Source organism: Nocardia glycosmidis (assembly GCF_052545115.1).
Map to the genome: position 1 here is coordinate 146,871 of NZ_JBQWRH010000012.1, position 12,880 is coordinate 159,750.

A 12,880-nucleotide genomic window follows, 5' to 3' on the forward strand; every position below is an offset into this window, starting at 1 on the left:
ATCGGGCTGTGCCCGACCGTTCGACATTGTGGTTCGAACGCCTATCGCGCTTGGACGCCGACGGTGGGCGCCGTGTTTCGGCCACCGACGCCACTGGATTCACCGGCACCCGGAGTCGGAGAGACGGCGTTGAAGATGGCGTATGCCGTGCCGATGCTCAACACGATCGTGCAGATCGCCCCGAGATAGGTCCAGAAGAGCGATGCGCCCATGGTGAGCGCGACGAAAGTCGGCCAACCGGCCCACATCTCCCACGCGCCGAACGCGCACGGAATCAACGGCACGGCGAGCAACGTGGCGCGCATTCCGTAGCGCTCCACCGCGAGGGCGATCAGGACGCCGGAGAAAATGCCGCCGAGGTTGGTGAACAGCCACCAGAACGGGAAGCCACCATTGTAGAACTGGAAGGGCTGGTTGCCGTAGTAGTCGTAGAGCTTCAGAGCGGTCACCGGAATCTCGATGATCAGGTTCGACACGATAATGACCCCGATGCCGCGCCAGTACTGCTTCCTGGGCGCCCTCCGCCTCCGCAGGTCGTAGAACAGGTAGGCGCTTCCACCCGCGAAGACCGAGTACAGCAGCGTCGACCACAGCGGATCACCCCGGAAGTTGAACTGAATCCACGACATGAGGTTGCCCTCGCGGTAGTTCAACAGGCCCAGGACACCCCAGAAGGTCTCCATCAGCGCGCACACCAGACCGCCGACGGCGCACAGCAACAGGATGGGCGACTTGCTGCGGATGAAGTCGATCACGCCGTAGAGCACCCACAACCCGAATACCACGGCCGCGATGGCCAGCACGACCTGATGAGCACCCGCCGGGGCAGTCACATCGGGAGGCGAAGGATATAAGCCCGCCAGAAACATTAGTTCGCTCCTTGTGGTCGGCAACGACGGATCCGCCGAGCCTCGCCCCGGCGCGCCGTTACGCCTCCTCAAAGGCTAAGGCCCAACGAGCAACTTTGTCTATGGATGGACTATTTTGTCACCAAATATTTCGGGCTATCCACATAGTGCTGTGGCACAACGCATTTCATCTGATCGGCCCACGACCGGCTCATTCTGCCACCACAGATCCAGTACAGCCCTGCACTCCGGCGTGTAGCCGGTCAGCTAAACCGCTGGCAGTTCCCTACCCACCATCTAATCGCCACAGCCGCCAGGGCGATGATGGCCGCCGCCCTCGTGGGCCTCGGACTGCTCCTGGGTGGCGTGATCTCCTGATACCTGGTGCGCCGGTGTCAGGTCGCGCTTCACTGTTCGGGTCGCGCTGACCTCGGCTTCTTTGGACCGATCATGAACCTACCGCAGTGGATCCATGCACCTGTCGCCGTTCCAGCACATCGGCCGCATCCTCATTCTGAACTGATCTCGAGATCGGAACCTGAGGCCTGTTGGCCTGCTACCGTTGAAGCAACCTCTTGTACATCTTCCCATTTTCGCCCCGCGGCAGCGCATCGACCATGAACACGACCTTCGGGCATTTGAAATGGGCGATTTTACTGCGGCAGTAGCGGATCAGCTCGTTCGCGAGACCCTCCCGCGGGACGCCGTCACGCGGGATGACGTACGCCGCCACGATCTCACCGAACTCGGCGTCAGGTCGGCCGACGACGGTGACGTCGGCCACCGCGGGATGGAGGCCGAGCAGGTTTTCCGCTTCCTGCGGGTGTATGTTGACGCCTCCCGAGATGATCATCTGGTTCGCGCGACCGGTGAGGTACAGGTAGCCATCCTCGTCCACGTGGCCCACGTCGCCGACCGACCTCCACCCGGATCTCCCGGCTTCTACTGGTGCCTCGGCGTCTCGCTCCAGAGCCGAAGCTCCCGCGAACCAGATGATTCCGTCCTCTCCGGCCGGCAGCTCGGTTCCCTCGGAATCGGTGATGTGGATGGTTCCCCGCAGCGCCCGACCGACCGAGTCCGGGCGTTCCAGCGCCTCGCCGGGACCGATATGGCAGTTCCCATATCCTTCGGAAGCACCGTAGAGCTCGTGGACAACCGGCCCCCACCACTCGATCATCCGCTTCTTCAATTCGTGCGGACAGGGTGCGGCCCCGGTGAGCGCCACCTGGATACTCGACACATCGAACGCATTCTTGACCGGTTCTGCCAGATTGTGCATACGTTTCAGCATCGTGGGCACGAATTGCGCGTGGGTCACCCGAAAGCGTTGGATCGCCTCCAGCGCGAGCACCGCGTCGAAGGACTCCAAACAGACCACGGTGCCGCCGAGTTGCGTCACGCCGAAGACGAAGCGGAACGGCGCGGTGTGATATACCGGCGCCGGCGAGAGGTAGACCGTATCGGCGCTGAGGCTCAGGAGCTGCGTGTACTCACCGAGATGCGGCGACGCATCTTTCGGATGCGTCGGCGCAGCTGTATGGCGGACCGCCTTCGGAGCCCCGGTTGTTCCGGAGCTGAACATCACCCGCCCGCCCATGAGCTCGCGTTCGAGCGAAACCGCCTGGTTCACACTCGCCAGCGCCGGTTCGTACTCCTCGACTGCCCCGGCGCACCAGACGACATCATCGCGCAGCGCGCCGATGACCAGGACGAGTTCGATATCGGCCAGCTCCGCGCACGCGCGGCTCACCACCGGTGCGCGGAGGCCGGAGGTGATGACCACCCGGGCTTCGCAGGCCCGCAATGCGGCCTCGATCTCGTCCGGTCCCAGGTGCCAGTTGACCGGCGCCGAGTCGAGCCCCGACCGCGCCGCAGCCCACATCACCTCCGCCCACTCCAGCCGGTTCTCGCTGATCACCGCGACCGTCGCCCCGGCCGGGATACCGCGATCTTGGAGAAACCTCGCCAGCCGGAACGACCGTTCATCGAGTTCCCGATAGGTGATCGACGCTCCGGACGGCATCATGATCAGCGCCGCCTTCGCGGGCGTGGCCGCCGCGAATTCTGCCGGATAGCCCACGGTTCATTCCTCGCTTCAACTCACTGTGCCGAACGGCTACTGCCCGCTTCGGTCGTTACGCCTCCGACGTCACGTGACATTCGGCAAGTCCCTCTGGTACGCCGACAGGAGGGACTTGCCGAATGCATTCGAGAACATTCAGACCGCGGGGACCTCGACCGACGCGGAATCGTCATCCGCATCCGGAACATAATTCATATCGAACGGCTCACGGCCCAGTATGTATTTCAACAGCAGCGCGAACGTCGCGATTCCGAGCGCGATGGTCGCCAGGCCCAGCAATTGGGTCGGCAGCCAGGGATAGTCACTGTTCACAGCAATCCATGAAGGCAGCGCGACCGCACCGTACACCGTGGCCACCGACATCGGCGTGATCACCAGCATCCACAGCGAACGCCAGCCTTGCAGTCCGTTTCGGAGCCGGTATGCCAGTGCGGCCGCCAGGAATACGCCGATCGAATTGGCCGGCAGCCACCACCATGGGTAAAGGTGGAACAGAACGAGCGGCTGGTTTCCGTAGTAGTGGTAGACACCGGCGGCGAGCAATGCCTCTTCGAAGATCGCTGAACTCAGCCCTGCGACAGCGAGCAGTTTCCACAAACTTTTCGTAGACGGCCGCTTCGCTATTGCGTCATAGATGAACAGCGCGAACATCCCGTATCCGAACCAGCCTGCGACAATCCACACTGGCATATCACGGCCCATAAGCGTGAACGCGTGCCCGAACGGCTCGGTATCACTTACGGGAAAATAGACGCCACCCATGATGTCGAAGAAGACTTCCGGGATACAGATCAGTGCGGTGCTGAGCGCGATCACCACCGGAAGTACCGAGCGGGTGGACCACCCGCCGCGGATACCCTGAACGACACCGATCAGACCGAACAAGGTCATCACGACGGTGCACACGACATGCGGAACCGTCTCATAGGGAACGTCCGGCATGAGCGGGAGCCGGAAGTGGTCATCGACCTCCACCGATGGCCTCGATCGCCATGCGGTGAGCAATAGCGCGATCACAGCGAAGGCGCCGAAGCCGATCAGGATGGAACGCCAGGGCGTAGCGGACGGAACGGACGTTCGAGCGTGCGAATAGCCTTGCGACCTTTGATCTTCGGTCATCATCGACTCCAATCTTCCACATCTACTCTAGTTCTCAACTTATATGTCCACAATCATTCACTTATAAATTAATGCGGGACCGGGACGATGCGACGCCGCCCGGGCCACCGAGCTGCGGAACTCGGAAACTGCCGACGCACAGTTCACCTGATTTCCACCGTCGACATGCGACAGCGGCCGCCACCGGTTCGGGAACGTCGACCTGTTCCAGTGCCGAACCGCACCGAGTGAGTTGCCGTGCTCTCATGCCATTCTCCTGCCCGGGTGCCGGCATCCGTCTTCGCCGTGGTGGGCGGCCGCGACCCGATTCGAGTGCTCATCCCCGCGCCAGCCCGCTCTGCACGAGAGCGGTGTCGACCGCGGAAAGGAACATGTCCACGTCCGACTCCTCCATCGGCGCGGTGACGGCGCCGAGGGCGGACTTGAACATGAGGATTCCCTGGTTGTACAAGCTGGTGGTCAACAGTGCGATAATCTTCCGGTCCGAGGTCGAGGCGGTGTCGAAATCGACCACCGGCTCGGGTGTCCAGTGCAGACCGAAGAAATGCGCCAGCCCGGTCACCTGCAGTGGCACCTGGCGGCGTTGCGCGATATCGCGCATCCCAGTGCGCAGGTACTCGCCGAGCGTCGACAGGTGTGCGTGGACCGCGGGAGTGAGTGCCCGCAACTGCGCGAGGCCTGCAGCAAGTGTGACCGGAATACCGCCGAGTGTGGTGGCGTGCCGCATCTGGGTGACCGGGTCCAGTACGGGATCGACCAAGTCCATGATGTCCGCGCGGCCGCCGTACGCGCCCAAGGGGAGTCCGCCGCCGATCGCCTTGCCGAGCGTGGTCAGGTCCGGCCGGATCCCGAACAGTCCTTGCGCACCAGCAGGACTTACGGGAAAGGTGACGACCTCGTCGAAGATCAAAAGAATCCCGTGCCGCTGCGTAACAGATCGTAGGCGAGTAAGGAATTCCTGGGTGGCGGCCACCATTCCACTACCACCGAGAACCGGCTCGACGATCACGGCGGCGAGGTCCCGCGCCTGCCGGGTGATGATTTCCTCGGCGCCGTCGGGATCGTTGTAGGGCAGGATGATGACAGCGTCCGCCGCGCCGGGAATCAGCCCGGGCGGAACGAGGTCGGGGTCGGCGAAGCGTCCGTTGGCGATGAGCGACAGATCGTGTGTCCCGTGGTATCCGCCGCACATTTTCGCGATCTTCCCGCGACCCGTGAACGCCCGCGCCAGCCGGAGCGCGGTCATCGTCGCCTCGGTTCCGGAGGCGGTGAAGCGGATGCGTTCCAGCGAGGGGATTCGCGCGTTCAGCTCGGCCGCCAGCTCGTACCCGAGGGAGGTGTGCGGTGAACAGTACGTGGTGCCGGCACCGAGCTGTCGCACGGTCGCGCGGAAAACGTCCGGATGGACGTGGCCCAGCGGGAGCAGCCAGTCACCGGACATGACATCGAGGTATTTGTTGCCGTCGGCATCCCACACATAGGCGCCCTCGGCCCGCTCGAAGTAGACCGGATACGGGCTCAGGAAACCGAGCCCGCCCGGCACACCTCCCGGAATCAGATCCCGCGAACGTTCGAATGCCGCCTTCGAGCCGGGCGTCCGCCGTAGGAACTCCTGCTCGACCTCGGCCGCCCACGCGTCCAGTGTCCGTGGCTTCTCGTTCGGGGTATTTGCTGCGCGTTCCGACAGTGCGCCCAGTTCGCCGACAACGTCGGTCATGGTACCTCCAGAATTTGCGGCCCCGTACAGATGGAGTCGACGCTTCACCCAGTTAATTTATGTATCTAATATTCAGTTGTCATGGAAATGGGCAGGCGGCAACGGCGGCTACCCAGCGGCGACCGCACCCAGAGTCCGGTGCTCCCCCGTGCGCGCGGATTCGACGATCGCGTCCAGCAGTCGATGTCGCCGCACACCGTGATCGAAATCGGGCAACCGCGTCGTGCCGCCGTCAATTTCGGCCAGCAGTTGCGCGTAGGCATTCGCGAGGTTGGCCGCGGAATCGCCCGGACGGTCGCGGAACTGCGGGACCAGGTGGTACTCCGCCGGGACGGGAAGTTCGACCGGTTCGGCGTCCGACCCCCGGGCGCCGTACAGCGTGACCGGGGCCAGTTGCAGGTGGCCGTGGTTTCCGGACAGGATCAGATCGCCCTCGGTACCGTTGATCTCCCAGTGGAAGTTGGTGGCCCGGGAGCGCCCACCCCGGAAATGCACCGATGCGACAGCACCGCCCTCCAGCACACCGTGTACCGCTACCTGATCGTCGGTACTCTTCGGCAGCACGGCGCCCGATCCCGAGTCTTGCACTGTGGGGCGCCGATTCGCGAGCACGGCACCGACCTCGGCGAACTCACCGAGGCACATGGTCAGTGCGTCGACCGAATGGCCGAACGGAATCGCGAGCATGGTCGATCCACCGTCACGATCGAGCAGATAGTTCGCGCGCGGATCCGTTCGTGCGCCCCAGGCCATACCCGACGCGACCATGGTGCTGGACAGGATTTCACCGGCCCAACCGTCGCGGACGAGGTCGCGGAGATAGCGGATCACCGGGGCCGAGCGGGCCTGCAGACCCACTGTGGCACGCACGCCGTGCGCACGGGCGGCAGCCGCGAGCTCACCGGCTTCGGGTTCCGAAACAGCCAGCGGCCATTCACAATAAACATCTTTCCCCGCCTCGATCACCGGCAGCAGAGCCCCGCGATGTTCGGCGGCTCGCACAGCGATCACCACCAGGTCGACATCATCGCAGCGGGCCAGCTCTGCGGCCGAGGAAAAACAGTGCGGCACACCGTAACGGGCACCGGCCGCGGCGGCGGATTCGGCCGAACTCGCGCACAGCGCCGTGACGCGGTAACGGTCCAGGGCGGCCAGCGCCGGGAGGTGACCTTTTGCGGCCCACCCGCCCGAGGCGCTCAGTCCGATCACACCCACCCGCACGTCCGCGTGCCCGGATTCGATCCGTTTCGTCACAACACCTCCACCATCAGAGATTCGGGAACGCTCAGGAAAGCCCGAGCGGGGCATACGGGCCCGTCGAGGAAGGGTCCGGTCTGCCCGGCTCCGTGCCACTCCCGGCCATCCGAGGCGACCGTGCGCGTGTCGAACCCGGCATTCGTGTCCGCGACCACCGACAGCGGCCGGCCGGTCTGACGGACGGGGAACTCGTCGTAAGGACTGAGCACGGTCATGGCCTCCCGTGGCCTTCGCAGCACTGCACTTCCACGGCCGGCGCTTGATCCCGGCCTATTCACCAAATACTCTACCTATAAATATTCTACGTATCTCAGTTTTGACCCGAGCGGTCGGACGCAGCTGACAAGATTGGACCTCCATGGCTTCCCCAGAACGGATCGTCCTCCTCGACGGAGCCCGCACCCCCATCGGCCGCTTCGGTGGCGCGCTGCGCACCGTGCCGGCCCACGAACTGGGCGCGATCGCCACCACCGCGGCCCTGAGCAGGTCCGGGGTGGGCCGCGACGAAATCGACGAGGTCGTCATGGGCTGCATCGGACAGGTAGGGCCGGACGCCTACAACGCCCGGCGAGTCACCCTGGCGGCAGGACTGCCGGTGACCACCCCCGCGTATACGGTGAACCGGTTGTGCGGGTCAGGCCTGCAAGCGGTGTGGTCGGCGGCGATGCAGATCCGCTGGGGCGGTGTGGACTTCGCCGTCGCAGGTGGTGACGAGCGCCGGTACCCGCGCTTATCGAACTCTTCGCCCGGACCGGCAGCGGCCCCGCCGATATCGGCATCGTGGAGCTGAACGAGGCGTTCGCCGCCCAGGCGGTCGCGGTGATCCGGGACGCGAAACTACCTCCGGAACGGACCAACCCCTACGGCGGTGCGATCGCACTCGGGCATCCGGTCGGGGCGACGGGCGCCATCCTCACCCTCCGGGTCGTCAAGGAACTGCTGCGCAGCGAGAGTGAACTCGGCATCGTCACCATGTGCATCGGTGGCGGCCAGGCACTGGCCGCCCTGTTGCGCCGGGTCGAGCTATGACCTTGGTGATCGGGCTGTACGTGACGACGGTGCTGATGTTCACCGCCCTTGCGGTCGACCGGGTGGCGCGATACCGCCGACGAATTCGGCAGACATCCGCAGCCCGCGCCACGTGTGCTACCGCCTTTGCGCCGCCGAACAGGATGCATGGGGCCGTATCGACCGTGCGGCACTGACCGGACGAGCACCATTCCGGAGCCTGCCACCGGTACCGACGAGCGTGCTTCGTGCCCAACCGGTTGCCGGCCGGACACGAAGCACGCGCCGACCGCCGGATCCCACCTCGCTGATCAACTACCCGTAGACTATTGAGTCAACGATCATCGATGTGACGACTCGAGCGGGGGAACCCCATGCCCACTCCGAAAACGCCGAACACCATGCCCGACACCACCGATCCCGTGGAGTGGGCGCACCACTACTGGACCGAACAGGGTCTGGAGGGCGACGAGCAGCGTTTCCTCGCCATGTCGTCACTGCTGCGCTACCAGCGTCTGGTAATCGACCCGGTCGAGGCGAGCCTGCGCAAACACCGCTTGAATCTCACCGACTACCTGGTGCTGATGACCCTTCAACTGAGCGATAACGGCACCCGGCTCGTCAGCAATCTGGCCCGCAGTCTCATGGTCCACGCAACCACTGCGACCCTGGCCACCGACAGGCTGCAGAAGCGCCGGCTGATCAGCCGCAAACCGCATCCCACCGATCGGCGCGCCACCCTGGTGTCCATCACGCCGACCGGCCGCAAACTCGTGCTCAAAGCCAACGCCTCGCTCACCGAGATCGGCTTCGGACTGGGTAACGCCGACCCCGCGGACATCGGCCGGCTCATCGAACTGTTGAGCGAACTGCGTACCAGCGCCGGGGACGCCCAGGCTGCCAATGGGAAGTCCCGCAGCACCCCCAAGGCCAGCTGACCCGGATCACCGTCTCCAGCTGACCCGGATCACCTGATCCAGCGCCCGACGGGTGACCGATCGCCCCGTACGCGTGACCTCCGGGAAGCCGCCGGAGGTCACGCGTCAACGTTCAGTGAACAGCGGTGTCAGTGCACGGTGACCGTGCCGGCGCCGCCGTCCACGGTCAGCATCGTCCCGTCGGCGATCCGCTTCGTCGCGTCGGTAACCCCGAGCACGCAGGGAATACCCAGTTCCCGGCTGACGATCGCGGCATGGCTCATCGACGAGCCGACGTTCACCACGACGGCCTCGGCGGAGGTGAACAGCGGCGTCCACCCCGGATCGGTCCACGGCGCAACGAGGATCTCGCCCGGTTGCAGGTCCACGCCGTCTTCCGGGTCCTCGATGATTCTCGCCCGTCCGGTCGCTGTACCGGCACAGGCCGACAGACCCTTCAGGACCTCGCCGGCAGCGGCCGGTTCGACACCGGGCTCTTGGCGCTTACGCCACTCGGTCACCGGCGGGATCTTGCCCTTCTCGATGATCACCGGAGGTTCCAGCTCGGACAGCGCACGCCACCATTCCCAGCGTTCGGCTATGGTGCCGGCGAAGGAACCGGGATCGTCCGTTAGCGCGTCGAGTTCGTCCTCGCGCACCATCACGATGTCCTCCGGCTGCTGGAAGACGCCCCGGCGGGCGTAGCGCGCGCCCAGCTCCACCATGCACATCCGTGCCTCGTGCAAGACCCGGATGGTGTTGGTCTTGCTCTGCTCACGGGCCTGGGAGTACACCGCCACCGAGTGCAGTACTTTTTCCACCGCTGCGAGCTGATCGGGCAGGCTCGCGAGCCGGGACCGGATATCGGCGAGCACAGCTTCCCGCTCGGCACGCAGGCGCGCACCCTGGACGGCCGGGCTCTTGTCCTCCGGTTGCAGGCGCATCCGGTCGATCATGCCCAGTGGGATCGCCGGGTGGGTCTCCCACGTCTTGGCGTTGACCTCCCATTCCTGCGTCGACCGGGATCCGAACCGGTAGAGGAAATCGTCGAATTCCTTCACGAACGCGGTGGCGTCGGCATCCGCGCTCGACCGCAGCCGCCCGTCGAGGCCGGACACCCCGCGGTCGAACTCGGCGGTCAGCGTCCCGCTGTCGGCGACCCACCGGCCGAGCTTCCACATCGCCTCGTTGGGGGCAGCCGAAGCGATATTGCCGAGACCGCCCATGAGGGCGACGGCCCGCGACGGATCCCCGAGCGGGGAGAGCGCATCGTCGAGCGACCCGGTCACGACCGACCCCTCGTAGACCATCCGGAGATGGGTACGGATGATGGGCGGGTACACCTCGTTCATCACTTTCCGGCTCAATGCGACGAGTTCACGCTCGGTCAGCGCACTCAGGTCCGGCCGACGGGAGCGAAGATCCTCGGCGACCGCGCGATGGGCCTCCACATCCGGGCGCGCGGTCTCGCCGAGCACCCGCTGCACAGTGGCAAGGATGCGCTCGGTGTACTCGGGCTTGTCGTCGTCGGGATGCGGGACGTAGGGGGGCGCCGCACGGTCTCCAAGATAGGTGCGGTCCATGAGATCCGGGGTCGCGCCCGGCATCCGGGCTCCGAAGGTTCGCATATTCGACAGGTTCAGGTATACGTACCCGTGCACCAGGCCCTGGATATCGATCACATCCGGCCGGAACTCGTCCAGGTCGAAGGCACCGAACTCGGCCAGCGCCTGCTTCCATTCCCGTTCCGCCGGGCGCCCGCCGACCATGCTCCAGAACAGCGGGGTGGCCGCGGTGGACGAAACCTCGCCGACGTTGCCGCGGGTGTAGACCGGCCACCGATCGCTGAGCTCATTGTCCACGACCCAAGGGCGGGTAATGTCGACCATGACGAATTGTCCTCTCTTGCTTGACTTCTCACCGGAAATCGGCATACGACACCGAGACGGTCCGCTTCGGATCGAAGCCTTCATGCCACTACAGGACGGGCATGCTGTGATGTATATTACGCCACGATAGTCTAATAAGCGACTATCGACTATACGACTTTGAGGAGCGCACCTGGCCACTGCTCGAAACGACAAGGAACAGTTCGTCCTGGACTTCTTCGCGGGCATGGGCCCGGATCTGGAGGCGTTCAAACAGACCTACAACAAGTACCTCGCCGATGACGTCGAATGGGAGAGCGTCGGCTTCGACCACCACCCGAACCTGGCGGATTCGCTGAAATATCTGGACACCCTGGCCGAGCAGACCGGTATGGCCTACTGCGATATCAACGTCATCAATATCGCTTTGGCCGGAGATCTCGTTTTCACCGAGCGCATCGACACCATGCGGCGGGCGGACGATTCGAAGATCATGGACTTCCGGGTGGCCGTCTCGTACTGGAAGTACGAGACGGCAAGATCCACCGTTACACCGACTACCTGGACAGCCTGGGAACCGCGACCCAACTCCAGTCCCTGGCGCAGGAGATGGGGCACACCACAGCCGGCTGACGGTGCGCGGTCCGGGCCGGCGAATACCGCCGGCCCAGACCAGGCCGATCGACCCTCAGCCGATCAAGCCCGGAATCGTGGCCGGATCATTGTTCACCACCGTGCGACCCTGTTCCCGCCATGCGGCGATCTTGGCAGCAATTGCCGGGGTGCGCAGCGCCTCGCTGTCGAAATAATGGGCGTAGCGTTTCGCTGCCAGCGCCACCTCGGCGTCTTCGGTGGCCAGTTGGGACACCAGCGCGCCGGTCGCGGCTTGGTCGGCCGTGGGCCGCCGCACGCCGATGAGCTCGGCGCCCTCGTAGGCCCCGTCGGTGGAAACGGCCATCGCGAAAACCGTGTCGATCACGTCGGTCATAGCACGTTGCGCGCGGCGGGCCACTGTTGCGAGCGAGCCGTCCTCGTCGAGAGTGCGCGCCAGCGCCAGCACCTCGCAGGCGGCCACCGACATCCCTTGCCCGTACAGCGGATTGAACGCCATCACGGCGTCGCCGATCACAAGGTACCCCTCAGGCATCGGGTCCAACTCTTCCCACATCCGGCGGCGGCTGCCGCGGATCCGGTAAGGCACCACGGGCCCCAGGAACTCGGCCTTGCGTGCGATCTCCCCCACGATCGGACTGGGCGCCGCGTCCAGATGTGCCAGGAATCCCTCCACCTCCCCGGGCGGGTCCCGATCGAGCATGCCCAGGCCGGCGATCAGGTACACGCCATTGTCGGCCGGTACCACCGCCGCACCATGACAGTTGCCCGGATGCGGGTGGGCCAGGACCCCGGCGACCCCCTCGGGCAGCGCACCCTCCGGTAACCGCACTTCCACGGTGGCGTAGCCGATCCGGGAGCGCATCTCCTTCTCCTCCGGCGCCGCGTAGCCGAATGCGCGTAACCACTCCGGCGACCGCGAGACCCGGCCGGTGGCATCGATGACCAGATCGGCCTCGAGCGTCTCGCCGCCGAGCAGGCCCACACCCGTGATCCGCGACCGGTCAGCCGATGCGGTGAGTCCGGTGACCGACGCGGTGATCACCTCGACGTTCGACAACCCCAGGACCCGGGAACGCACCACATGCTCGAGCTGCGGGCGCCGCATCATGACGGTGCGGGTACCGCTGCGTACCCGGCCCGCCCAGCCCTGACTTCCGAACACGGCGAGATCAGCCGGGGAATCGACCAGCCGGGCGCCGGCCGCCGCGAAGTCGTCGACGATACCGGGTAACAACCGCGCCATTGCGTCCTGGCCGGCGGCCAGTAACGCGTGGACCTGCCGCCCCTGTGGTACGCCCCGGCGCGGTTCGGGGCGCTCCGGCACCTGGTCCTTCTCCACGATCAGCACTCGGTCCACATGAAGACTCACTGCCGCGGCGGCCAGCAAACCCGACATGCCACCACCCGCCACAACCACGGAACCTCGACCCATCCGGCCGCCTCCTCAG

At 65.2% G+C, this 12,880-nt stretch carries 9 protein-coding genes and 1 pseudogene; 2 read left to right on the forward strand and 8 right to left on the reverse strand.

What is annotated here, in order from left to right; translation table 11 throughout:
• Positions 1-41: 41 nt before the first annotated feature.
• The 6 genes from ACT86A_RS17025 to ACT86A_RS17050 form a co-directional block, all read right to left on the reverse strand.
• Entirely contained in the window at positions 42-833 is a 792-nt protein-coding gene (locus ACT86A_RS17025) for a hypothetical protein (RefSeq protein WP_445093118.1), read from the reverse strand.
• A gap of 571 nt (positions 834-1,404) precedes the next feature.
• The gene (locus ACT86A_RS17030; protein ID WP_445093119.1) at positions 1,405-2,928 is read right to left on the reverse strand and encodes an AMP-binding protein; all 1,524 of its coding nucleotides are present in this window, start codon (positions 2,926-2,928) and stop codon (positions 1,405-1,407) included.
• 138 nt (positions 2,929-3,066) lie between these two features.
• Positions 3,067-3,750: a hypothetical protein gene (locus ACT86A_RS17035; protein ID WP_445093120.1), complete on the reverse strand. Its 684-nt coding sequence runs from the start codon at positions 3,748-3,750 to the stop codon at positions 3,067-3,069.
• A 616-nt stretch (positions 3,751-4,366) separates the two neighbouring features.
• Positions 4,367-5,767, reverse strand: a complete 1,401-nt coding sequence (locus ACT86A_RS17040; protein ID WP_445093121.1) for an aspartate aminotransferase family protein — start codon at positions 5,765-5,767, stop codon at positions 4,367-4,369.
• A 108-nt stretch (positions 5,768-5,875) separates the two neighbouring features.
• Positions 5,876-7,021, reverse strand: coding sequence for a Gfo/Idh/MocA family protein (locus ACT86A_RS17045; protein ID WP_445093122.1), 1,146 nt, complete (start codon positions 7,019-7,021; stop codon positions 5,876-5,878).
• Entirely contained in the window at positions 7,018-7,239 is a 222-nt protein-coding gene (locus tag ACT86A_RS17050; protein WP_445093123.1) for a hypothetical protein, read from the reverse strand. The genes ACT86A_RS17045 and ACT86A_RS17050 overlap by 4 nt, the downstream gene beginning before the upstream one ends.
• Positions 7,240-7,382: 143 nt before the next feature.
• Between ACT86A_RS17050 and ACT86A_RS17055 the strand changes: the two are divergent.
• Positions 7,383-8,053, forward strand: a pseudogene (locus tag ACT86A_RS17055) (thiolase family protein).
• Positions 8,054-8,406: 353 nt separating this feature from the next.
• Positions 8,407-8,970, forward strand: a complete 564-nt coding sequence (locus ACT86A_RS17060; RefSeq protein ID WP_445093124.1) for a MarR family winged helix-turn-helix transcriptional regulator — start codon at positions 8,407-8,409, stop codon at positions 8,968-8,970.
• Between the two features lie 128 nt (positions 8,971-9,098).
• On the opposite strand, the gene ACT86A_RS17065 is transcribed toward ACT86A_RS17060, so the two are convergent.
• Positions 9,099-10,838, reverse strand: a complete 1,740-nt coding sequence (locus ACT86A_RS17065) for a PEP-utilizing enzyme (RefSeq protein ID WP_445093125.1) — start codon at positions 10,836-10,838, stop codon at positions 9,099-9,101.
• A gap of 667 nt (positions 10,839-11,505) precedes the next feature.
• Positions 11,506-12,864 (reverse strand): FAD-dependent oxidoreductase, encoded by a 1,359-nt coding sequence (locus ACT86A_RS17070; RefSeq protein ID WP_445093126.1) that lies wholly within the window; start codon positions 12,862-12,864, stop codon positions 11,506-11,508.
• Positions 12,865-12,880 lie beyond the last annotated feature (16 nt).